A 20,724-nucleotide genomic window follows, 5' to 3' on the forward strand; every position below is an offset into this window, starting at 1 on the left:
AACCGGCCTGTCCAAGGAAAAGCGCGTCACTCCTTCGTGCGCGTGCGACCGCAGGGACCAAGCGCGTCGACCACCAGGGCATAGTCGGCGCGCGCGGCATCGGCATCCGCCGGGGCGAGGGCGCGGACCGACGCAGGGGGCAATGCGGGCGGCAGTGCGCAGGCGAGCCGGTACCAGAGCAGGGTGCCGGGTTCGGGCGCGCGGGCAGCTTCGTCCACGATTTCGCCGAGCGCCACCGCCCAGCGCGGCGGCTGGCCGGGGCGGCGGAGGATCGACAGGGAGACCGGATCGCCATTTTCGGTGCGCAGGAATATCTGTGTCTCGCCCTCGCCCGCGATCGTGCCGGCGACATGGAATGCATCGCCAAGGCCAAGGATACGGGGCGGGGCGTTCGGGGCGACCAGCGCGGCAAGGACGGCCTTTACCCGGGAAAGCTCCTCCGCTGTGGCCGGGATCTGCGCGTCGGGCGCGATGAGCTGGATTTCGCCGGGGCGCGTACCGGGGCGGGCAAAGACGATCATCTGCGCCTTCTTAAATTTGGGTGTCCTGCCCCGTGCGTCGAGAGGGGCATCGTACAGGTAGGTGACGGTCGGCGCGATGCCCGATTCACCGCGAATCAAACCGGTCACTTCCGCCTCGATGAACAGTCTTTTTCGCCCCGACCGGACTGTCCCGGCCTGATCTGGCTTCAGCGGGATGATGTTGCGGATTCGCACATTGGCAACCAGCGGCGCACCGTCGGCAAGGTCGACGATGTCGGCGTAGGACAATCCCGCGACAGGGCGTTCTGGTGACGCTACCACAGGTAAATTTTGCCCAAAGGCAGAGAAAACCGCGGAATATGCGGCGGAAATTAGGCAGGCCGCGCCCAGTTTCAAGAGGCGTATGGAGGATTTCGTCACGCAGTTCGTCCTATGGTTTCAGCCCGTGGCAAGGATGTCACAGGCAAGTCATTCCAATGTGAAATGGTAAACGCAAATGAGGAAATCGATAAAGCGTTTGCGTGCCACGATGCGCCGCGATAGGAGTTCGGGCGGTAGCAAATGAACGGATAGGGGCCAAAGGTGATCGGGATTCCCCGGTCGGCTGGGGTCGTTTTTGGCTGATTTGTATAAACCACTGGTAAGTTGAATTAAGGAGTGTCGTTGCCGAATGGCCTATGCTGACCACTCGCAAGGATCGAGTCGCACGATATCGATCGTCATCGTCGCCCTGATTCACGCTGTTCTCGGCTATGCCTTCGTCACCGGTCTTGGCATGAAATATGTCAAAAAGGCGGCGGAACAGCTGAACGTGATCGACGTGAAAGAGGAACCGCCGCCACCCGACGAGGAGCCGCCGCCGCCGCCGCCAGACCAACCGGTCGGGACGCCGCCGCCGGTGTTCAACCCGGTTCCGGTCGCTGCGCCGCCGCCGCCGCCGGCTCCGCCCCCGCCGCCCGTCGCCGCCACCCGCGCCTCGCCGCGCGGCGCGCCGGGAAGCTGGCTCAGCGATGCCGACTATCCGAGCCGCGCGCAGCGCGAAGAGCGTTCGGGTACCGCCGGATTCCGCCTGGAAATCGGCGCGGACGGTCGGGTGACCAACTGCACCATCACCTCTTCGACCGGCCATGCCGACCTCGACGAGGCGACCTGCCGCCTGCTGCCGCGCCGTGCGCGCTTCAAGCCGGCGACGGGCAGCGATGGGCAGCCGATGGCCGACACCTATAATGGCCGCATCACCTGGCGCCTGCCGGAATAATCGAAATCGGGCGGGCGCGCGCCGGACGCCGCCCCGTCTAGCTTGATCTCATTGAGAGGGAAGTCTTGAACATGTTGATGTATCTCGCAGCTGCGGCTCCCAAGCCGGAAAACCCCTATGGCCTTATGGAAGCGCTGGAGCAGGGCGGCACGATCGCCTGGACCGTCTTCATCATCCTGTGCGCCATGTCGGTCGGTACCTTCTACATCCTGTTCACCAAGCTGATCGAACAGCAGAAGGTGATCAGTCAGGGCAAGAAGGTCCGCGCGACCTTCTGGCGCGCCGGTTCGCTGAAGGAAGCGTCCGCCAAGCTGGAAAAGAACTCGGCCTACAAGCAGATCGTCGACGACGGCATCAAGGCCCAGGAAGAGCATGGCAAGCTGAAGGATCCGGTCGAAGCGCATGACTGGCTGCACGGCTCGCTGGCGCGCTCGGAAGCCGCGATCAACTCGTCGCTGAACGGCGGCCTGGCGTTCCTCGCCACCGTGGGTTCGACCTCGCCGTTCATCGGTCTGTTCGGTACGGTTATCGGCATCTACCGCGCGCTCATCAAGATCGGCGCTGCCGGTCAGGCATCGATCGACGCCGTCGCCGGCCCGGTCGGTGAAGCTCTGATCATGACCGCGCTCGGTCTGGCGGTCGCCGTTCCCGCGGTGCTTGCCTACAACTTCCTGCAGCGCCGCAACAAGGCGATCTCGGAGCAGCTGAACGGCTTCACCGTCGACCTGCTGGCCTATCTGGTTTCGGACGGCGCCGTGAAGCCGACCGTTGCCCCGGCCGTCGCCGTGCCGGCCGCCAAGCCGGCCGCTGCGCCGACCAAGGCCTGATCGGTCTCAGGACGCCGGTTGCGGGACCGGGCGGCGGCTGCGACCGCCCGGCTCCCCGACCGACTAAGGCCCCCGCACCCTTTCGGCCTGGCGCCACCAGGTCATGACGGGGCGCCAACGACACCAAGGTTAGGATAGTATCAATGGCAATGAGTGTTGGCTCCGACGGCGGTGACGACAAGCCGATGTCCGACATCAACACGACGCCGCTCGTCGACGTCATGCTGGTGTTGCTCATCATCTTTCTCATCGCGGTCCCGGTCGTCGTCCAGACGGTCGATCTGCAGCTTCCCAAGGTGGCGTTCGAGCCGACCACGACGAAGCCGGAAAATGTGTCCCTCTCGGTCACCACGGCTGCGGACGGCAGCTGCGCGGTGTTCTGGGGCATGACCCCGGTCAATTCGAGCGACTTGCTCGACCGCGCCGTCGCCAAGCTCGAAGCGGACATCAAGAAGGCGGGTGGCGTCGAAAATCTGACGCCGGAAGACCTGCCCGAAGTGCATATCCGCGGCGACATCAACACCCCCTATCGGTGCATCGGCGGCACCATCTACACGATGCAGCGCGCCGGTTTCCCGAAGGTGGGCTTCATTTCCGAGCCGGAACCCGGTTCGGGCACCGTCCGCCTCTGATCGGCCCGCATAAGGAGTATCCGCAATGGCTATGAGCGCCGGCCGCGATGACGGCGAACCGATGGTGGAAATGAACACGACGCCGTTGATCGACGTCATGCTCGTTCTCCTCATCATGTTCATCATCACCATTCCGATCCAGACCCACGCGGTGAAGATCGACTTGCCGCAGAACGCGCCGCCTACGGACAGCGTGATCGACCCGGTCAAGAACAAGGTCGCGATCGACGCCGGTGGCGTCATCACCTGGAACGGATCGCCGATCGACCTGCTGACCCTGCGTCAGTATCTGCAGCAGTCGCTGCGCCTGCCAGTCGAGCCGGAACTCCAGTTCCAGCCCAACGCCGCGACCCGTTATGTGGTCGTTGACGAGGTGCTGGCAGAGGTCAAGCGCGCAGGCGTGACCAAGCTGGGTTTCGTCGGCAATGAACAATATGGCAATTTCTGACCGCTGACGCCCGGCGTGCCCAGCCGACGCCAAGACTTCCCGCTTGTCAGGCGGGGTCGCCGGACCAGGTGGCAGAAGCCAGATTGCAAGGGGTCGCCTTCGGGCGGCCCTTTTTGTTGCGCGCCCGGAATGTGGGCGACGCTAGCCGCATTGACCAGTTGTTAACTGCGATCGGCGAAAATGCGGCTCCAACATGACGCGATGACGGGCCATGGGTGAACAAGCGCAAAATCATGACCGCCAGGGTCGCACGGCCGAGCGTCGGCGCGTGCGGATCACAGTCAAAGTGCGCCGGCCAGGCGAAACCTGGTTTTCCAGTCATATCGCCGATGTCTCCGTCAATGGCTTTCGCTTGCAGAGCTTCATGAAGCTGAACCGGGGCGACGACATCTGGATCATGCTGCCCGGCTTCGAGGGCCGTCGGGCCCGAGTCACCTGGACCCGCGCGCATGAGTCGGGCTGCGCCTTCGAACGGCCGCTGCATCCAGCGATCCTCGACCATGTCGTGAAGATCGGCCTGAACGGCTGACCATCTGCGGGCTGGTGGCGACGAAGCGCCCGGTGCCTCGCGTCGGGACGTCAGGACTGGTTGCGCGGAAAAGCCGCAAGCCTTACCCCGTCAGGCGGCGGGCATATCCTGGAACTGGAGGCTGGCGAGCCGGGCATAGAGGCCGCTCCGCGCGACCAGCGCGTTATGGTCGCCTTCCTCGACGATGCGGCCTTCATCCATGACGATGATGCGGTCGGCGGCGCGGACCGTGGCGAGCCGGTGGGCGATGACGATGGTGGAGCGTCCCCGCACCAGCCGGGCCAGCGCGTCCTGCACCAGTCGTTCCGATTCGGCGTCGAGCGCAGACGTGGCCTCGTCCAGCAGCAGCAGCGGGGCGTCCCGCAGCAAGGCGCGGGCGATGGACAGGCGCTGCCGCTGCCCGCCTGAAAGGCGCGCGCCGCCCTCCCCCAGATAGGTGTCGAGTCCCTGCGGGAGGGCGCGCAGGAAGGAGTCCGCGTTTGCGGCGCGGGCGGCGTCCCAGACCTGATCGTCCGTGGCGTCCCACCGGCCGTAGCGCAGATTGTCCCGCGCCGAGGCGGCAAAGATCACGCTGTCCTGCGGGACCATGGCCATCATCGCGCGCAAGTCGGCGGGGTCCGCCTCCGGAAGCGGAACGCCGTTCAGGCTGACGACGCCGCTGTCGGGATCGTAGAAGCGCTGCGCGAGCTGGATCAGCGTCGATTTACCCGCTCCGGACGGCCCGACGATAGCGACGGTTTCGCCAGGGTTCACGGCAAAGGACAGGCCGTGCAGCGCCGGCTGGTCGGGGCGGGTCGGATAGTGGAAATGGACATTGTCGAACCGCAGCAGCGCGCCGCGATCGCCGGCCGGGATTGGCCGGGGGCTGGCGGGCGCGAGGATGTCGGGCGTAGCGGTCATCAACTCGTCCAGCCGGCTGGCGGCGCCCGCGCCCCGCAACAGGTCGCCCCAGCTCTCCGACAGGGAACCGAACGCGCCCGCGACCAGCCCGCCGGTCAGCACGAAGGCGGCGATGCTGCCGCCCGACAAGGAGCCGGCCGCGACGTCAAGCGCGCCCCGCCACATGACAGCGGTGATCGATCCGAAGACGAGCGCGATCACCACGGCGGTCATCAGCGCGCGCAGCCGGATGCGAGCGCGGGCGGTGGCGAAACCGCGCTCCACCGTCGCGTCGAAGCGTCCTGCTTCCCGCTTTTCCTGCCCGAAAGCCTGCACGATCTTCATCGCGCCCAGCACTTCGCTAGTGACGGTCCCGACATCGGCCAGCCGGTCCTGGCTGGCACGGGAGAGGCCGCGTACGCGGCGGCCAAGGCCGATGAGAACGACGAGGATGACCGGGATGCCAAGCAGCAGCAGCGCCGCGAGCTTGGGCGCCAGTACGAAAAGATAGATGAGCCCGCCTATCCCCGTGACGAGGTTGCGCAGCGCGACCGACACGGTCGAGCCGACAACCTGCTCCACAATGGCGGTGTCCGCGGTCATGCGGGACGCAATTTCGGACGGGCGGTTTTCCTCGAAGAAGCGGGGCGCTTGGCGCAGGAGATTGGCCTGCGTCGCGCTGCGGATGTCTGCGACGACGCGCTCGCCCAGCCAGGACACGAAATAGAAGCGCAGCGCGCTGGCGATCGCCAGCACGACCACGATCATCAGCAGATATTCGAACCAGCGGTTGATGTCTCCGCCGCCCATGAAGCCGCGATCGATCACCAGTCGGAAACCGCTGGGAATGCCCAGCGTCGCTGCCGATGACACGATGAGGGCGGCGAGCGCTGCGGCGATGCGGCCGGGATAGTGGCGGAGATGTGTATAAGAGACACCGCCACAACATGCCCAGGCTGCCCAGTGCGGGACGGTCCTTCAAGGGCGGCTGGCTTTGCGGATCGTCCTGCATGGAAGGCCGCTTAGCAGGGTGCCGCCCCTCCCTCAATGCCTGCACCCGGTGGGGCTCAGGCGTCGGGCGCGACCGCGTCCGCCCAGCGCATCACCTGCTTTGCGTCGCCCTTGCCGGTAAGGGCATAGGCCATGTCGCCCCTTTCCCAATAGGCGGTCGTTTCTCCCGCGCGACGGGCCACCAGCGGCGTGCCCTCAGCCGGCGTTTCGGCGCGATCGGCAAACAGGGACAGCGCCTCTCCCTGGGGCGTGAGGAGGCTCATCGCGACGGCGGGGCTGCCGGGCGACGGGACAAGCTGGACGTCGGTGACGCGCCAGCCCGTTGGCAGCGCCGGCAGGACGATGCCGGCCGACCTCTCGATTTCCTTGGGATCGAAACGGGCGCTTTCCACCTGCGAGGGCATTGCCTGCCGCAACAGGCCAGCGCGGCGGGACGCGGCCGCTTCGTCCAGGAAGCTGCTGGCCTGCGCGCTTTGCGGGAATTCGCCCAGTTCGCCGCGCGCGATCCAGCCGGTGGCGACCAGCAAGGCGATGGCGGCGGCGCGGCCCAGATGCCGCCAGAGCCGGCCATCCTCATTGTCGTTGGCGACAGGCTGGCTGGTATCACGGCGACGGCCCACCAGCGTGCCCTTCGTCCCGTCCTTCATCAGGCGGAAGTCGATATGCGGCCAGCGTTGCCGCCAGCGACGCGCCACGAGTCGTTCACCCGGGCGGGCGGCATCGTCCAGCAGCACCACGCCATCGGGCGACAGGCGTGAAAAAAGGCTGTCGGCCGCGCCCCGCACCAGCGGATGCACGCTCCAGGGCGGACCGTCGATGATAATGAGGTCGATCTGCTCCGGCAAGTTATCGACGGCATACCAGCGACCGGGCCAGTCCGGGCTTTCCTGCGTCAGCGGGGCGTGGCGGATGTCGACGTCCAGCCCGTGATCCGCCAGCCACCGGCGCGTGGCGTCGACAAAACCGCCATGCTGGTCGAAGCTGTGCAGCCGCCCGCCGCCATGGCGTTGCAGTGCGCGGGCTGCGACCAGCGATGATGCGCCCGCCCCCAGTTCGACCACATGAGCCGGGCGAAGCCGCACGATTTCGCGGACGATGTGGCGCAGGAATCCGACATCGGCCTTCCAGCTGCCAAGGTGCGGCAGCGCGTCGTGGGGCAGGCCGAGTTCGTCCAGCAGGGCGCGCTTGTCGGCCGGGCGGCCGCCCGACAGGCTGGCGAGCAGCCAGGGCCAGCCGATCGCGCCGAAGCCGATCCTCCACGCGGTGTCGGACAGGCGACGGGACAGGTCGCCCGTTGCCTCATGGGCTTCGCTGAGCGGGAGAAAGCCGGTAAGCTCGCGGGATGTCACTGGAAAAGACGCTCCTTGTCGATGGCGGGGCTATGCGACCGGCCCCGTTCACGCATATGTCGGCCCTTCATATGGTCAATTGTTGACGCAGGGAACGCCGATGACCCGTATAATTTCCGCGACCGTCGAACGCTGGCCAGTCGCAGGCAGCTTCATCATCAGTCGCGGCGCGAAGACACATGTCGACGTGGTGGTGTGCATGGTGGGCGACGGCGCGCATCAGGGGCGGGGCGAGGGGACCGCCATTTATTATGAAGGCGAAAGCGCGCAAGGGTGCGTCGCCGCCCTCAAAAGCTATGCCGGGCCGCTGGAACGGGACGCGCTGCTGACCCATATGCCGCGCGGCGCGGCGCGCAACGCGCTGGATTGCGCCCTGTGGGATCTGGAAGCCAATCGGCAGGGCGTGCCGGTGTGGCAACTGGCCGGCCTCCGCAAGCCCGCACCGCTGCCGACCGCCTTCACCATCAGCCTGGGCGATCCGGCCCAGATGGAGGCGGATGCGCGGGCGGCGGAAGGGCGGGGCTTCACCCTGCTCAAATGCAAGCTGACCGGGGAGGGCGACCGGGACCGGATCGCGGCGGTGCGCGCGGGCGCGCCGGACGTGCGGCTGATCGTGGATGCCAATGAAAGCTGGCACGACCGCGACATCGCGGAGGCGGCGGCGGAACTGGCGCCACTGGGGGTCGAGATGGTGGAGCAGCCAATCCTGCATGGACGGGAAGAGCGGTTGGCGGGGGTCAAGGCGACGCTGCCGCTGTGCGCCGACGAAAGCTGTCATACGCGCGCCGATCTCGATCGCCTGGGCGATTTCGACGCGGTGAACATCAAGCTGGACAAGGCGGGCGGGCTGACGGAGGCGCTGGCGCTGGCGCGCGCGGCGCGGGATCGGGGGTTTGGCATCATGGTCGGCTGCATGCTGGGCACGTCGCTCGGCATCGCGCCCGCCGCGCTGGCGGCGCAGGACGCGGACTGGATCGACCTGGACGGCGCGCTGTTGCTGGCGGACGACAGGCCGGGTGGCCTTGCGATGGCGGGCGGCTTGTTGCAGCCGGGTACGCTGTGGGGGACGGGTCAGTAACCCAGCGTCAGGCCGAGCGCATAATATTGGGGTCCGGCATTGGCCTTCCCATGCAACATGGGCAGCACCGGCAGGGCGAGCGTGGCATAGGGGCGCGTGTTGTCGCCGCTGAAGCGCACGCCCGCGCCGATGGTGGCCGACAGCGGGATGCTGTAGGCGGCCTCGATCCGGCCGTAAAGCTTGGTGTCGCCATCGCGCAGATAGACGCCGGCGCCGGGCGTCAGGCTGAATCCCGCCAGCCCCAGCCGGTAACCCGCGCCGACCTCGGTGCCCCAATGGCCGTCGGCGCGACCATAATTGACTTCCGCGCCCAATCCTTCGGCTTCAGCGGTGGCGGGGATGAGAGCGAAAAGCGCAGCGGCAAGAGCGAGGGAGGCGCGGGTCATGGCACCAGCCGCTAACCGATGACGGCTGCCGCGCAATCCCGACCGGGATGAGCGGAATCGTCCATGCGGTGAGCCGTCACTCGGGCTCGGAAACCGAACGCACCGGCATGACTTCGGCATAGGGCATGATCATCCGTCCGTCCGGCGCGGCGGTGAAGCTGGTCTGGGTGGGATAGGCAAACTCGATCCCCTCGGAATTGAACCGCTTCCAGATGGCGAGGCCGATGCGGTGGCGCATGACGAAATAGTCGTGATGGTCGGGGTCTGGCACATCGAAGTTCAGCTGATAGTCGAGGCTGCTGGCGCCGAAGGCGACGATGCCGCAATTGACGAAGATCAGCCCTTCCGCCTCCACCACCTGCCGCAGCATGTCGGGGATCGCCTCGGCCTTTTCCTCCGGGGTCTGATAGATGATGCCGATGGCGTAGGTGACGCGGCGCTGGACCAGCGTCTGGAGGCTGGTGATTTCCTTCTGCAGCAGATTGGCGTTGGAAATGACCTTCTTCTCGCCGCTCATCGCGCGCAGGCGTGTGCTCTTGAGGCCGATCTTCTCCACCCGGGCCGTGGTCTGGTCGTAAGTGATGACCTCGCCGCGACGGAACGGCTTGTCGAAGATGATCGACAGGGCGGCGAACAGGTCGGAAAAGATGCCCTGCGCGGCAAGGCCGATCGCGATACCGCCAATGCCAAGGCCCGCGACCAGACCGGTGACGTTCACGCCCAGATTGTCGAGCACGACGATCGCGGCGATGGCGAACAGCGCGAAGCTGACGAGCACGCGGATGAGGCCCATGGCGTTGGCCAGCGTTTCGCCCCCGCCATCCTCCGCCAGCGTCTTGCGCTCGATGAGGCCCAGGATGATCTCCCGCGCCCAGAGGGCGGCCTGCAGCACAGCGGCGATGGTGAAGAGGAACGCGACAGTGCGGGAAAGCGACGGTGGCGCGTCGGCATAGCCCACGACCAGCCGGGCCGCGACCATCACCATGAAATAATGGGTGGTCCGCGCCGCCGCGCGGCTCAGCACCTGGGCATAGCCGAGCGGATCGCCCCGCGCGCCGCGATGCCGCTTGCCCAGTTCGCGCAGGGCCGCGAGCGCGAGATAGATGAGGACGCCCGCTCCGATCGCGATCAGTATCGAAAGATAATGGACCTGGAACCAGCCGATGGTCGAGTCCCACATTTCGCGCAGGTTGGGCGCTTCGACTTTGATCGCGGGAAGGGCTGGGTCTTTCTTGTCGGCCATGGATCGACCTATTGGACCAGATCAGGCCGCGACCGCAAGCGGCACGCAACCGGCGAGGGCATCGAGAAAGGCGATGAGGCCCCGTTCCTCGCGCGAGAGATATCGGGTGCGGCGCGGCAGGCGCAGCCCTGCGCGCCATTCGTCCTGCCCGTCATGGCAAAGCGCGATGAGGGCCGGGTGGACGTAGCTTTTGCGACTGATCGCGGGCGTGTTGCCCAGCGCCTGCGCCACCGGCTCCAGCAGTTGCTTGAGCGTGACGTGCCCTTCGACCAGCGTTTCGAAGGCGATGGTGGTCGCTCCCCAGGTGCGGAAATGCTTGGCGGTGAAGGGGCCTCCCATCGCTTGCGCGATATAGGCGTTGACGTCGCTGGAGGTGATGGGGCGGGGATCGCCATCCTCGTCCAGATATTGGAACAGATGCTGGCCGGGCAGATCCTGCACCTGCCGCACGAAGCGAAGCAGGCGCGCGTCGGTGATCGTCTGCTGCTGTTCCTTGCCCGACTTGGCGCGAAAGCGGAGCGTCAGCGATCGACCGTTGAGGTCGATATGGCGGCGGCGCAGCGTTGTCGCGCCGAAGCTCTTGTTGGTGGTGGCATAATGTTCGTTGCCCACGCGCAGCTTGGCGAGATCGAGCAGGCGCACCACGGCGGCAATGGTGCGATCCTTGCGCAGGCCGCGCTTCGACAGGTCGCTTTCCAGGCGTGCGCGCAGCTTTGGCAGGGCGCGGCCGAAATCGGGGCAGCCGGCATATTTTTCCGCCTCCCGCGCGGCGCGGAAATCGGGATGGTAGCGATATTGGCGGCGGTTGCGGTCGTCATAGCCCACGGCCTGGATATGGCCCCAGGGCGAAGGACAGAACCAGCAGTCATGATAGGCCGGGGGCAGGGCGATGCGGTTCAGCCGGTCTATCTCGTCCCGATCGGTGATGCGCGCGCCGTCCGGGCCATAATAGGCCCAGCCGCGCTTGAGGGCGCGTCGCGTGATGCCGGGGATGCTGTGGTCCGCATGGGTGACGGTCTGTTGGGGCATGTCTGTCCTTCTCATGCCCGAAAACCCGCCGTTCATCGCTTCGTTCCGAAACCTTGGCGCGGGCTTGGCCGTTACAGGGCCTTCCGCCTAACCCAGGAGAGTTGCCATGCCGTCCATCGAGAAAAGCCGTGTCCTGATCCTTGCCACCGACGGTTTCGAGCAGTCCGAACTGTTCGAGCCGCGCGCCAAGCTGATCGAGGCGGGTGCGGCCGTCACGCTCGCGTCACCGGGCACGGATCCCATTCAGGGCATGGAACATGATGTGAAGGGCGACACCATCACGCCCGACATCACCTTGGATCAGGTGGATATAAAGCAGTATGACGGCCTGCTGCTGCCCGGCGGGGTGGCCAATCCGGACAGTCTGCGCACCGACGACAAGGCCGTCGAGATCGTGCGCAACTTTACCCTGTCAGGCAAGCCGGTCGCGGCGATCTGCCATGGCCCCTGGCTGCTGGTAGAGGCCGATGTGGTGGACGGGCGGACGGTCACGTCCTGGCCCTCCGTCCGCACCGATCTTGCCAATGCGGGCGCGAGCGTCGTGGACCGGGAGGTCGTGGTCGACGGCAATCTCATCACCAGCCGCAAGCCGGAGGATATTCCTGCCTTCGTCGACGCGTTCAGGACAGCTCTGGCCGACGTAGCCACGGCGGACGCCTGACCCAGAGGCGCGCGTCGCCGTCCGGGCGCCAGGGCGTCGGGCGGCGACGCAGCGTGGAGAGATGCGCGAGCGCGAGCGTCGCGCAGACAAGGCCTGCCGGCCAGGCAAGGGGCAGGGTGGCCGGAGCCAGCAGCGGCGCCATCATCGCCGCGCCCAAACCCGCCGTCGCAAGGCCGAGCGCGCGCGGATCGCCATCGGGACCGCGCAGCCAGAAGAGGCAGGCGAATATGCCGGTCGAAAAGGCAAGCGCATGAGCGGCGATCCCGCCGGAAATGGGGGTGAAGCCGGCAATGGCGGCGATCAGCAATGCGGCGATGGCGGGGCGCGACAACTTGCCGAGCATATGGGTGCTCAAGGGGTAGATCAGCAATTCACTTGCCAGCGCCGCTGACAGGATTTCCTCCACCCGCGCGCTATCACCCGCGATCAGGGCGACGCTCGCGAGTGCCGCCCATCGGGTCAGGCGGAGCGGGGCCATGCGGATGTGGCTGACCCACGACAGCGCGCCGCGTGGCGCGCGCCGGCGGTCGGCAAGGCGAAGGTCAAAGCCGCCCAGAAAGAACAGCGCGCTGATCAGGACCGGCGACAGGTCGGGCGCGATCAGCAGGGCGCCAAGCAGAAGGCCCAGCAGCAGGCCATGGGCAAGGCCCAGCGCGCGCATCTCCCCCTTCATGCCGGCAGTCCGTTCCGCGCGGTCAGGGCAGCGGCGAGCTGTTCCCGCGCCGCCGCCTTGCGCCGGCGCGTGAGATAGGTGTCGAGGCCGATCTGCAGCGCCAGCATCATGAAGATGAAGGGCTGATAGGCGATGCCGACGAACAGCGATCCGATCATATAGACGACATGCCCTTGCTGGAGCGCCAGGGCGTAGGGCGCGATCCAGGCTTCGTCCGGCTTGTCCGACCGCCGCCAGGCGCGGCGGATCATTTCGGTGCGGATGAAGCAGATGCCGTGGATCAGCGCCCAGATGAAGAAGCCGAAATAGCCCTGTTCCCCCAGCATTTCGAAATAGGCGCTGTGATAGGCGCGACCCCGGTCGGTGACGATGCGCCGCTCGATCCGCGCGCCGCCCGAATCGACGATGGTTTCCTGCGTGAAATAGCTGAAGCTGTTCTGGAGATAATTGTCGAAGCCGCCACCGCCCGGGTGCGTTTTCACATAGTCGAGCGTCCACATCCACACCGCGACGCGAGTGGAGGCGCTTTCGTCGCCCTGATGGTTTTCGATCGTCTGCATCCGCTGCGTAAAGCTGGCGGGCAGGAAGGGGACAGACACGAGCGCGCCCAGCAGAAGGAGCGGCCCATAGACGAACTTGCGCTTCGACCGCAGCAGCATCATGCCCGCCAGGATGACGAGGCAGACGAGGCCGGTGCGCGCTTCGGTGCCGATGGGCATCAGCATGCAGGCGAAACAGAGGCACCAGGCAAAGCCCTTCACGCGCCAGTCGGGCGGGAAGATGGTGCCATGCTTCGTCAGCCACAGGATCAGCGGAATCAGCGAGATCGCGACGCAGGAAATGATGCTGCCTTCGTACAGGCCGCTGTTATTTTCCACCATCAGGTTGAGCACGCCGTAACCGCCGCCCGACAGCGCCGTCTTCATGCCGCCATTGATGATGATGGTGCTGGCGCACAGGATCATGAAGAGGGTGAGCGCCTCGATCCGCAGGCGGGTGCGCAGCACCAGCGGCAGGAAGATGCCCGCGATGATCGCTTTCCACACCCAGTTCCATTTGGTGAGCGCCTCGACCGGGAAATCGGCGTGGAGCGTCGTGTAGCCGCACCAGGCGACAAGCACGAGCATCAGGCCCTGACGGACAGAGAATCGGCAGTCCTTCTTGTCGTCCACCAGCAGCCACGACCCCACCATCAGTGCGAAGGCAATGGCCGAGATCGGGATGGAATTGAGCAGGACATAGGACAGCCGCTGCGGCGAGACGATGTCGATATAGGCGTAGAGCGCGACCAGCAGGAACGGCCGGCGCAGCCCCATGAGGCCGAACAGCCCGAGGAAGGCGAGGAAGAAGAGGTCACGCATCGGCGTTCTCCTCCGGCTTCGACTGCGATTCGCCGGGCGCTGGATCGCGGTCCAGGTCGGCACGCGGCAGCAATTTCCACGCGGCGATCAGGATGACGCCATGGCTGATGAGGAGGGAAAGGGCGTCGATCATCGGGTGGAGGGGAATCCGCTGTGCACGGTCATCCTCCTAACCGGACAGAGTTTATGGGCCGTTAAACCTTTTCCGGCAGACAAAGCGGGCCATGACTCGCATTCTCCACGTGCTGGACCACAGCCTGCCGCTGCACAGCGGCTACACCTTCCGGACCCGGGCGATCCTGCGCGCGCAGATGGCCCAGGGATGGGACGTGCGCGGCATCACCGGCTATCGCCACGTTGCGAACGGCCCGCTGGAGGAGGTGGTGGACGGCATCCGTTTCCACCGCACGCCCGGTCGGTCGGCGGAAGGCAATGCCCTGATTCGCGAATGGCGAGATATTTCCGCCCATGCCGACGCGATCGACGCGCTGGTGCGCCAATGGCGGCCAGACGTCATCCACGCCCACTCGCCGGTCCTGAACGCGATGGCCGCGCAAAAGGTGGCGAAGCGGCACGGCCTGCCGATGATCTACGAAATCCGCGCCTTCTGGGAGGATGCAGCGGTCGGCAACGGGACAGGGACGGAAGGAAGCCCGCGCTATTGGCTGACGCGCCAGCTGGAAACCCATGCGGTGCGCCAGGCCGATGCGGTGGCCGTCATTTGCGACGGGCTGCGCAGCGACCTGATCGCGCGCGGCATCGATCCGGCCAAGATCATCGTGTCGCCCAACGGCGTCGATCTCGACCAGTTCGGCGATCCCGTGCCGCGCGACCCTGCGCTGACGGCGAAGCTGGGGCTGGAGGGCGCCGATGTCGTCGGCTTCATCGGCAGCTTCTATGATTATGAAGGGCTGGACGACCTGATCGCCGCCCTGCCGCGACTCGTACGGGCACGGCCGCGCGCGAAGCTGCTGCTGGTGGGCGGCGGCCCCATGGAGCAGGCCCTGCGCGATCAGGCGATGGCTTCGCCTTTTGCCGATCATATCGTCTTCGTCGGCCGGGTGCCGCACGACCAGGTCGAACATTATTATGCGCAGGTCGACGTGCTGGCCTATCCGCGCAAGGCGATGCGACTCACGGAGCTGGTGACACCGCTCAAACCGCTGGAGGCGATGGCGCAGGGGCGGCTGGTGGCTGCATCCGCCGTGGGCGGGCATCGCGAGCTGATCGAGGAGGGGGTGACCGGCGCCTTGTTCGCGCCGGACGATCCCAAGGCGCTCGCCGCGGCGCTGGCCGGGCTGTTCGCCGACCGGGCGATATGGGACGAACGCCGCGCGGTGGCCCGGCGCTTCGTCGAGCGCGAGCGTAACTGGTCGTCAAACATTCTGCGTTACGAACCCGTTTACCAGCGTCTGCTGGCCCGCGGATCGGCCGCGCGGCGGGCGGCCTGAAGGGGTGATCGACGGACATGAACGGGTTGGACCGGGGCAGGAAGACAGCGGAGCGTCGGCGCGGCCGTGTCGCCGCCTTCGCCGCGCTCGCCACGGCGCTCGCCATGCTGTGGATGCCGGTCGGCCTCATCGAAACGGTGGTGGCGTCGAGCGGGGTCAGCGAAGCGGTGCCGGCTGCGGCGCCGCCGCTGGGGATGACGGCGCGGCTGACGCTGGCGGCCTTTGTCGGCCTGATGGCGGCCGGGGTGACGGAATGGATGGCGCGCGCGCCCGTCGGCGCAGCGCATGAGGAAGAGGAAGAAGCGCGCGTTCACCGCGCCAAGGGAGCAAAGACGATGGGTTTCGCATTTTCCAAGCTGACCGCCCTGGCGCGGGGGCGCGCCGCGCCTGTCGCCAATCATGACGCGCCGTCGCTGCGCCGGGCCGACGCGCATCCGGACGCGCCGCCACGCCCGCCGATCTTTGCCAGCCGCGATTTTGACGGGCTGGAGATTTTCGCCCGGCCGGACAGCGCTCGCGCGTCGGGCTCGACGGTTCGCGATGGTGCTGCCGAAGCGGCCGACCAGCCTGCCGCCGGCCCCGCCTTCCTGCGCCCCATCCCCGCCTTTGCTGCGCCTGCCGCACCGGGCGTGGAAGAAGCCGACATGGTCCCCGAACCGATCCTGGACGAGGCGCAGCCATGGATGCCGCACGAGTCCGCGCCTGCGGACGCGCCGCTCCCTCCACTGCCCTTGCGGATGCCGACCCATGATCTGTCGGTCCGGGAATTGACCGAGCGGCTGGAGCGGGGCCTTGCCCAGCGATCCCGCCCCCTGGCTCCGTCGGCGCGCGAAAGCGGCGTGATCGCGGACATGCCCCCGGCCCGCCGGGTGCCGGTGCGCGACCGGGTCGCGCCCGACACCGACGAAGCGCTGCGGGCCGCGCTGGGCGCGCTGCGCTCGATGGCCGGTCGCCGCTGATCCTTCACCAGTCCTGAATGGTAAGGGCTGACAGGTCCAGCGTGACGCCTTGCGCGTCCGGCTGACTTCGGTCGACGCTTATGTCCGCGACGAAATGGCCGGACAGGCTCCATTCCGCCTCGCCGATATCCTGCGCGAAGGCAGCGGCGCGGCCGTCGAACAGCGCGCTGGCCCAGGGGCGGCTCGACGCCTGTTCGACCGTGGCCGGGCCAGCCGCTCGCGCGATCAGCTGATCGAGCAGGCGCGGCAACGGGTCGGCCCGCTCTTTTCCTATTCCTTTGTTTCGGATGATTTTTGTCGCCGCAAAGGCATGAACGGCGCTTGTCATTGGCCCATGCTCCTGCGATATGTGTTCATGAAATGTTCTATACGTCTTTTCACGCGGTCACCCGGCTGACGGCCCAGGCGCAGGTCAAAGACCAGGCGTGGGTCGCGCGCGCATTCGCGGCCGAAACGCGTGGGTGGCATGCGGAACTCCCGCAAGAATCGCTCGATGGCGGTCAGCATATGCGCCCTTCTCCTTCGACTGGCCGACTCGCCCGATGCGAATCGATAGGGTTATTCCTATCTCGATGCCTATTTCCTACTTGTCTAGGAAAATTCCTGCCATTATGGATATGTCATGGATGAATCGCAGCATGCGCGTGTCGCGCTCGACCGGCTGATTGCCGAACGGGGTGAGAATTACGCTGATCTTTCCCGGCTGATCGGGCGCAACGCCGCCTATATCCAGCAGTTCATCAAGCGCGGGACGCCGCGCAAGCTGGACGAGGCGGATCGGCGCGTACTGGCGCGCTATTTCGGCGTACCCGAAACGATGCTGGGTGGCGTGGATGAAACCGCGGCGCAGCCCACGCGCACGCGCGGCTTGCCGGCGGTGGTGGCGGTCCCGCGGCTGGCGCTGGGTGCGTCGGCGGGTGTCGGATCGCTGGACGATGACGAGCGGGCAGCGGGCGTGATGGCGTTCGACGCGCGCTGGTTGCGCTACCTGGGGGTGCGGCCGCAGCGCGTGTCGATCATCCGCGTGGACGGCGAGTCGATGGCGCCGACGCTGAACGATGGCGACGACATCATGGTCGATCATGACGATGCGGCGGAGCGGCTGCGCGACGGCGTCTATGTGCTGCGCCTGGACGGCGTGCTGATGGTGAAGCGCGTCGCCCTCGGGCCATTGCGTGGGCAATTCAGCGTAGTGAGCGACAATGCCCATTATCCCGACTGGACGGATATCGATCCGGGCCTGGTCGACATCGTCGGACGCGTGGTCTGGACCGGGCGGCGCTTGAACTGATCGGCTTTCCTCTTCATCTGGAAGGGACGAGGCAGGAGTGCGCAGCGCGTGAACGATAATGGTGCGGTAATCGAGAAGGCGATCCAGTGGCGCGGCGCGCCCATGGCGCTGGCGACCGTGGTGTCGACCTGGGGGTCGGCGCCGCGCCCCCGGGGCAGCCACATGATCGTGCACCAGGACGGCCGGTTCGAGGGCAGCATTTCGGGCGGCTGCGTCGAAACGGATGTGCTGCAACGCGCGGCGGAGGTGATCGCCGGCCGGCCTGCGCATGTCGAAACCTATGGCGTGGCAGATGGCGATGCGTGGCAGGTCGGACTGCCCTGCGGCGGCGAGATCGCGGTGATGGTGCAACCGGTCAGCGAGGCCGGCTTCCCGCCGGCGCTGTTCGAACGGATCGCGCAGCAAAGCGCGCGCGGCCGTGCCCTGACCCTGGCGACCGATCTTGGCGCGGGCGTCACGCGGGAACATGCCGGCGAAGGGGATTTTCTGAACCGCTACGATCCGCCCCGCCGCCTGCTGATCGTGGGCGCGGTGCAGATCGCGCAAAGCCTGGCGCCGCTCGCCCAGGCGATCGGCGTGACCCCGGTGGTGATCGATCCGCGCGGCCGCTTCCTGACCGAGGAACGGTTTCCGGGCGTGGAACTGGACGATCGCTGGCCGGACGAGGCAGTGGCGGCCCGCTGTCCCGGCGAATCGACCGCGGTCGTGACGCTCAGCCATGACATCAAGATTGACGATCCCGCGCTGATGGCGGCGCTCCGCGCGCCCACCGGCTATGTCGCGGCGCTTGGATCGCGCAGGAGCCACGCCGCGCGGCTGGACCGTCTGGCGGCGCAGGGATTTTCCGCCGACGATCTTGCCCGGATCGATGGCCCGGCAGGGATGGACATCGGAGCGATCGGCGCGGCCGAAATCGCCCTGTCCATCACGGCGGGCATGGTCGCCGGCTTCAACGCGCGGCGATGAAGGTCCGCCCTCCGCCGCAAGGGACGGGCGGAGGGCGTATCCTTCGAAGCTGTCGGGCACCCAAGGACCCTCGCCCCCTAGCAAGGCGACTGGAAACAGCAATACCCAATATTGAGATTTTCTAAATTTTTCAGTCGTAAAATTAGAATTTGTTGCAATATAATTACAAGATCAGCAGCAGCGTCCGCTCCCCTTGCCGCCATAACGGGCTTGTTGCCGGTCGCGGAAAAACTGGGTCCGGTCCATCACTGGCTGTTCGGGATGGTGGGCCGTCATGTGGCGCACATAGGCATCATAATCGGGCATGCCAACCATGGATCGCGCCGTCCGACGCAAAATATCAAGCCATTTCATCATGCTATCGCCGCCACATCGTCGGGGATTTCCCGCGCCGTGGCGTGATCGACGCGACGCGCGGCCAGGCAGGTCCGGACCGTGAAGAAGAGAAGCGACAGCACCACGGCCAGGAACAGCGCGACCAGCGCGGCATCGATCCGGTCATTGAAGATGATCTGCCGCATCTGCTCCATCGACTTGGCCGGGGCCAATATCTCGCCCCGGTCCGCCGCATCCTCGAATCGGGCGGCGTGCGCAATGAAGCCGACCTTGGGATCTGTGGAATAGAGCTTGAGCCAGCCCGCCGAAAGCGTGCAGACGAGCAGCCATGCGGCCGGCAGCATCGTCACCCAGGCGAAGCGGTCCCGCTTCATGCGGAAGAGCACGGCCGTCCCCAGCATCAGCGCGATGGCCGCCAGCATCTGGTTGGAGATGCCGAACACCGGCCAGAGCGTGTTCACCCCACCCAGCGGATCGGTGACGCCCTCGTAGAGGAAGAAGCCCCACGCCGCGACGGTGAGCGCCGTGGCGACGAAACCGGGCCATTGCCGCGCGCCGTCCTTGAAGGAGGGCATGGCGAGCGCGATCAGATCCTGCAGCATGAACCGCCCCGCACGCGTGCCGGCGTCCACGGCTGTCAGGATGAACAGCGCCTCGAACAATATCGCGAAATGATACCAGAAGGCCTTCATCGTGGGCCCGCCGACGACATGGCTGAAGATTTCCGCCATGGCGACCGCCAGCGTGGGCGCGCCCCCTGCGCGGGAGATGATGCTATGTTCGCCCACATCCTTCGCGGTCTGGGTTATGAGATCGGGCGAGATCGGGAAGCCCATGGCGGTCACGGCGGCGGACGCGCTGGCGGCATCCGTCCCGATCATGGCGGCGGGGCTGTTCATCGTGAAATATATGCCCGGGTCCAGGATCGAGGCGCCGACCAGCGCCATGATCGCCACGAACGCCTCCATCAGCATCGCGCCATAGCCGATGAGCGGCGCATGGGCTTCGCTGGCGATCAGCTTGGGCGTGGTGCCGCTGGAGATGAGCGCGTGGAAGCCCGATACCGCCCCGCAGGCGATGGTGATGAAGAGGAAGGGGAACAGCCCGCCGGCCCAGACCGGGCCATTGCCGTTCACGAAGGGGGTGAGCGCGGGCATCTTCAAGGGCGGGGCCATGATGACGATGCCGATCGCCAGCGCCGCGATTGCCCCGATCTTGAGAAAAGTCGAGAGATAGTCGCGCGGCGCGAGCAGCAGCCAGACGGGCAGGACGGAGGCGACCGCGCCGTAGCCGATCAGGATCCAGCAGAGCTGGACCGGCGTGAAGGTGAAGAGCGGACCCCAGACCGGCGAGGCGGCGACCGCCTGCCCATAGACGATCGCTGCGATGAGGCCGACGAGGCCGAGCAAGGATACTTCGCCGATGCGCCCGGGCCTGATCCAGCGGGTATAGGCCCCCATCAACATGGCGAGCGGCACGGTGGCGGCGACGGTGAACATGCCCCACGGGCTTTCGGCCAGCGCCTTGACCACGATCAGCGCCAGCACCGCGAGGATGATGACCATGATCATGAAGGCCCCGAACAGCGCGATGGTGCCGGCGGCCTGCCCCATTTCCATGCGGATGAGTTCGCCCAGCGATTTGCCGTCGCGGCGCATGGAGATGAAGAGGACCATGAAATCCTGCACCGCGCCGGCCAGGACGACGCCCGCGATGATCCAGAGCGTGCCGGGGAGGTAGCCCATCTGCGCCGCGAGCACTGGCCCCACCAGCGGCCCCGCGCCCGCGATCGCCGCGAAATGGTGGCCGAAAAGGACGGTGCGGTCGGTGCCGACATAGTCGAGCCCGTCGGCGCGGCGGATGGCCGGGGTGGGC

General features: G+C 66.6%; 23 protein-coding genes and 1 pseudogene. 11 read left to right on the top strand and 13 right to left on the bottom strand.

Annotated features, from left to right (window positions below; all coding sequences use genetic code 11):
- Positions 1–26: 26 nt before the first annotated feature.
- Positions 27–878, bottom strand: coding sequence for a hypothetical protein (locus AX724_RS13045; protein ID WP_443018715.1), 852 nt, complete (start codon positions 876–878; stop codon positions 27–29).
- A gap of 274 nt (positions 879–1,152) precedes the next feature.
- Between AX724_RS13045 and AX724_RS13050 the strand changes: the two genes are divergently transcribed.
- The 5 genes from AX724_RS13050 (at position 1,153) to AX724_RS13070 (ending at position 4,176) form a co-directional block, all read left to right on the top strand.
- Positions 1,153–1,740, top strand: coding sequence for an energy transducer TonB (locus tag AX724_RS13050; RefSeq protein WP_066767190.1), 588 nt, complete (start codon positions 1,153–1,155; stop codon positions 1,738–1,740).
- Positions 1,741–1,811: 71 nt separating this feature from the next.
- The gene (locus tag AX724_RS13055; RefSeq protein ID WP_197421579.1) at positions 1,812–2,567 is read left to right on the top strand and encodes a MotA/TolQ/ExbB proton channel family protein; all 756 of its coding nucleotides are present in this window, start codon (positions 1,812–1,814) and stop codon (positions 2,565–2,567) included.
- 143 nt (positions 2,568–2,710) lie between these two features.
- A complete protein-coding gene (locus AX724_RS13060) occupies positions 2,711–3,199 on the top strand; it encodes an ExbD/TolR family protein (RefSeq protein ID WP_066767194.1) in 489 nt (162 codons plus the stop codon).
- A 25-nt stretch (positions 3,200–3,224) separates the two neighbouring features.
- Positions 3,225–3,647: an ExbD/TolR family protein gene (locus AX724_RS13065; RefSeq protein WP_066767196.1), complete on the top strand. Its 423-nt coding sequence runs from the start codon at positions 3,225–3,227 to the stop codon at positions 3,645–3,647.
- Between the two features lie 211 nt (positions 3,648–3,858).
- Positions 3,859–4,176, top strand: coding sequence for a PilZ domain-containing protein (locus tag AX724_RS13070; RefSeq protein ID WP_066767198.1), 318 nt, complete (start codon positions 3,859–3,861; stop codon positions 4,174–4,176).
- Between the two features lie 90 nt (positions 4,177–4,266).
- Here AX724_RS13070 and AX724_RS13075 read toward each other — a convergent pair.
- Both AX724_RS13075 and AX724_RS13080 read right to left on the bottom strand, forming a co-directional pair.
- Positions 4,267–6,067 (bottom strand): annotated as a pseudogene (locus AX724_RS13075) (ABC transporter transmembrane domain-containing protein).
- Between the two features lie 55 nt (positions 6,068–6,122).
- Positions 6,123–7,415 (bottom strand): class I SAM-dependent methyltransferase, encoded by a 1,293-nt coding sequence (locus tag AX724_RS13080; protein ID WP_066767200.1) that lies wholly within the window; start codon positions 7,413–7,415, stop codon positions 6,123–6,125.
- A gap of 100 nt (positions 7,416–7,515) precedes the next feature.
- Between AX724_RS13080 and dgcA the strand changes: the two genes are divergently transcribed.
- On the top strand, positions 7,516–8,493 hold the full coding sequence (gene dgcA, locus AX724_RS13085; RefSeq protein ID WP_066767202.1) for an N-acetyl-D-Glu racemase DgcA: 978 nt from the start codon (positions 7,516–7,518) through the stop codon (positions 8,491–8,493).
- On the opposite strand, the gene AX724_RS13090 is transcribed toward dgcA, so the two are convergent.
- The 3 genes from AX724_RS13090 to AX724_RS13100 all read right to left on the bottom strand — a co-directional run bounded on the left by AX724_RS13090 (position 8,487) and on the right by AX724_RS13100 (position 11,151).
- Positions 8,487–8,879, bottom strand: coding sequence for a hypothetical protein (locus AX724_RS13090; protein ID WP_066767204.1), 393 nt, complete (start codon positions 8,877–8,879; stop codon positions 8,487–8,489). The genes dgcA and AX724_RS13090 overlap by 7 nt on opposite strands.
- 76 nt (positions 8,880–8,955) lie before the next feature.
- Positions 8,956–10,122 carry a mechanosensitive ion channel family protein gene (locus AX724_RS13095; protein WP_066767205.1) on the bottom strand — a complete coding sequence of 389 codons (1,167 nt, stop codon included), beginning with the start codon at positions 10,120–10,122 and terminating at the stop codon, positions 8,956–8,958.
- Positions 10,123–10,143: 21 nt separating this feature from the next.
- Positions 10,144–11,151, bottom strand: coding sequence for a DNA topoisomerase IB (locus AX724_RS13100; RefSeq protein ID WP_066767208.1), 1,008 nt, complete (start codon positions 11,149–11,151; stop codon positions 10,144–10,146).
- A gap of 106 nt (positions 11,152–11,257) precedes the next feature.
- Here AX724_RS13100 and AX724_RS13105 point away from each other — a divergent pair, with 106 nt between their 5' ends.
- A complete protein-coding gene (locus tag AX724_RS13105; RefSeq protein WP_066767209.1) occupies positions 11,258–11,812 on the top strand; it encodes a type 1 glutamine amidotransferase domain-containing protein in 555 nt (184 codons plus the stop codon).
- Here AX724_RS13105 and AX724_RS13110 read toward each other — a convergent pair.
- From AX724_RS13110 to AX724_RS24075, 3 genes are read right to left on the bottom strand one after another with little or no spacing between them, the layout of a single operon-like run.
- Entirely contained in the window at positions 11,772–12,485 is a 714-nt protein-coding gene (locus AX724_RS13110; RefSeq protein ID WP_066767210.1) for a hypothetical protein, read from the bottom strand. The genes AX724_RS13105 and AX724_RS13110 overlap by 41 nt on opposite strands.
- The gene (locus AX724_RS13115; RefSeq protein WP_066767211.1) at positions 12,482–13,846 is read right to left on the bottom strand and encodes a putative O-glycosylation ligase, exosortase A system-associated; all 1,365 of its coding nucleotides are present in this window, start codon (positions 13,844–13,846) and stop codon (positions 12,482–12,484) included. The genes AX724_RS13110 and AX724_RS13115 overlap by 4 nt, the downstream gene beginning before the upstream one ends.
- Positions 13,839–13,979: a hypothetical protein gene (locus tag AX724_RS24075; RefSeq protein WP_197421580.1), complete on the bottom strand. Its 141-nt coding sequence runs from the start codon at positions 13,977–13,979 to the stop codon at positions 13,839–13,841. The genes AX724_RS13115 and AX724_RS24075 overlap by 8 nt, the downstream gene beginning before the upstream one ends.
- A gap of 91 nt (positions 13,980–14,070) precedes the next feature.
- On the opposite strand from AX724_RS24075, the gene AX724_RS13120 reads away from it, so the two are divergent.
- Both AX724_RS13120 and AX724_RS13125 read left to right on the top strand, forming a co-directional pair.
- Positions 14,071–15,297 carry a TIGR04063 family PEP-CTERM/XrtA system glycosyltransferase gene (locus AX724_RS13120; protein WP_066767214.1) on the top strand — a complete coding sequence of 409 codons (1,227 nt, stop codon included), beginning with the start codon at positions 14,071–14,073 and terminating at the stop codon, positions 15,295–15,297.
- 17 nt (positions 15,298–15,314) lie between these two features.
- Positions 15,315–16,256, top strand: a complete 942-nt coding sequence (locus AX724_RS13125) for a hypothetical protein (protein ID WP_331711445.1) — start codon at positions 15,315–15,317, stop codon at positions 16,254–16,256.
- A gap of 4 nt (positions 16,257–16,260) precedes the next feature.
- On the opposite strand, the gene AX724_RS13130 is transcribed toward AX724_RS13125, so the two are convergent.
- Both AX724_RS13130 and AX724_RS13135 read right to left on the bottom strand, forming a co-directional pair.
- Positions 16,261–16,584, bottom strand: coding sequence for a hypothetical protein (locus tag AX724_RS13130; RefSeq protein ID WP_066767217.1), 324 nt, complete (start codon positions 16,582–16,584; stop codon positions 16,261–16,263).
- Positions 16,581–16,763 (bottom strand): hypothetical protein, encoded by a 183-nt coding sequence (locus AX724_RS13135; RefSeq protein WP_066767219.1) that lies wholly within the window; start codon positions 16,761–16,763, stop codon positions 16,581–16,583. The genes AX724_RS13130 and AX724_RS13135 overlap by 4 nt, the downstream gene beginning before the upstream one ends.
- A gap of 115 nt (positions 16,764–16,878) precedes the next feature.
- Here AX724_RS13135 and AX724_RS13140 point away from each other — a divergent pair, with 115 nt between their 5' ends.
- Together AX724_RS13140 and AX724_RS13145 are read left to right on the top strand one after the other, a co-directional pair.
- Positions 16,879–17,547 carry a S24 family peptidase gene (locus tag AX724_RS13140; RefSeq protein ID WP_066767224.1) on the top strand — a complete coding sequence of 223 codons (669 nt, stop codon included), beginning with the start codon at positions 16,879–16,881 and terminating at the stop codon, positions 17,545–17,547.
- Positions 17,548–17,595: 48 nt separating this feature from the next.
- On the top strand, positions 17,596–18,513 hold the full coding sequence (locus AX724_RS13145) for an XdhC family protein (RefSeq protein ID WP_066767226.1): 918 nt from the start codon (positions 17,596–17,598) through the stop codon (positions 18,511–18,513).
- 171 nt (positions 18,514–18,684) lie between these two features.
- Here the strand turns inward: AX724_RS13145 and AX724_RS13150 are convergent, their stop codons facing one another.
- Both AX724_RS13150 and AX724_RS13155 read right to left on the bottom strand, forming a co-directional pair.
- Positions 18,685–18,870 (bottom strand): YbdD/YjiX family protein, encoded by a 186-nt coding sequence (locus AX724_RS13150; RefSeq protein ID WP_066767228.1) that lies wholly within the window; start codon positions 18,868–18,870, stop codon positions 18,685–18,687.
- Positions 18,867–20,724 (bottom strand): carbon starvation CstA family protein (locus AX724_RS13155; protein WP_066767230.1); only part of this gene is annotated, 1,858 nt, incomplete at its 5' end. The genes AX724_RS13150 and AX724_RS13155, both read right to left, overlap by 4 nt.

Source organism: Sphingobium sp. CCH11-B1 (genome assembly GCF_001556865.1).
Taxonomy (GTDB): Bacteria; Pseudomonadota; Alphaproteobacteria; order Sphingomonadales; family Sphingomonadaceae; genus Sphingobium.

Coding starts and splice junctions, on each gene's coding strand:
- AX724_RS13050 (WP_066767190.1), top strand. CDS start 1,153: ATGGCCTATGCTGACCACTCGCAAGGATCGAGTCGCACGATATCGATC.
- AX724_RS13055 (WP_197421579.1), top strand. CDS start 1,812: ATGTTGATGTATCTCGCAGCTGCGGCTCCCAAGCCGGAAAACCCCTAT.
- AX724_RS13060 (WP_066767194.1), top strand. CDS start 2,711: ATGGCAATGAGTGTTGGCTCCGACGGCGGTGACGACAAGCCGATGTCC.
- AX724_RS13065 (WP_066767196.1), top strand. CDS start 3,225: ATGGCTATGAGCGCCGGCCGCGATGACGGCGAACCGATGGTGGAAATG.
- AX724_RS13070 (WP_066767198.1), top strand. CDS start 3,859: ATGGGTGAACAAGCGCAAAATCATGACCGCCAGGGTCGCACGGCCGAG.
- dgcA (WP_066767202.1), top strand. CDS start 7,516: ATGACCCGTATAATTTCCGCGACCGTCGAACGCTGGCCAGTCGCAGGC.
- AX724_RS13090 (WP_066767204.1), bottom strand. CDS start 8,879: ATGACCCGCGCCTCCCTCGCTCTTGCCGCTGCGCTTTTCGCTCTCATC.
- AX724_RS13095 (WP_066767205.1), bottom strand. CDS start 10,122: ATGGCCGACAAGAAAGACCCAGCCCTTCCCGCGATCAAAGTCGAAGCG.
- AX724_RS13100 (WP_066767208.1), bottom strand. CDS start 11,151: ATGCCCCAACAGACCGTCACCCATGCGGACCACAGCATCCCCGGCATC.
- AX724_RS13105 (WP_066767209.1), top strand. CDS start 11,258: ATGCCGTCCATCGAGAAAAGCCGTGTCCTGATCCTTGCCACCGACGGT.
- AX724_RS13110 (WP_066767210.1), bottom strand. CDS start 12,485: ATGAAGGGGGAGATGCGCGCGCTGGGCCTTGCCCATGGCCTGCTGCTG.
- AX724_RS13115 (WP_066767211.1), bottom strand. CDS start 13,846: ATGCGTGACCTCTTCTTCCTCGCCTTCCTCGGGCTGTTCGGCCTCATG.
- AX724_RS24075 (WP_197421580.1), bottom strand. CDS start 13,979: ATGATCGACGCCCTTTCCCTCCTCATCAGCCATGGCGTCATCCTGATC.
- AX724_RS13120 (WP_066767214.1), top strand. CDS start 14,071: ATGACTCGCATTCTCCACGTGCTGGACCACAGCCTGCCGCTGCACAGC.
- AX724_RS13125 (WP_331711445.1), top strand. CDS start 15,315: ATGAACGGGTTGGACCGGGGCAGGAAGACAGCGGAGCGTCGGCGCGGC.
- AX724_RS13130 (WP_066767217.1), bottom strand. CDS start 16,584: ATGACAAGCGCCGTTCATGCCTTTGCGGCGACAAAAATCATCCGAAAC.
- AX724_RS13135 (WP_066767219.1), bottom strand. CDS start 16,763: ATGCTGACCGCCATCGAGCGATTCTTGCGGGAGTTCCGCATGCCACCC.
- AX724_RS13140 (WP_066767224.1), top strand. CDS start 16,879: ATGGATGAATCGCAGCATGCGCGTGTCGCGCTCGACCGGCTGATTGCC.
- AX724_RS13150 (WP_066767228.1), bottom strand. CDS start 18,870: ATGATGAAATGGCTTGATATTTTGCGTCGGACGGCGCGATCCATGGTT.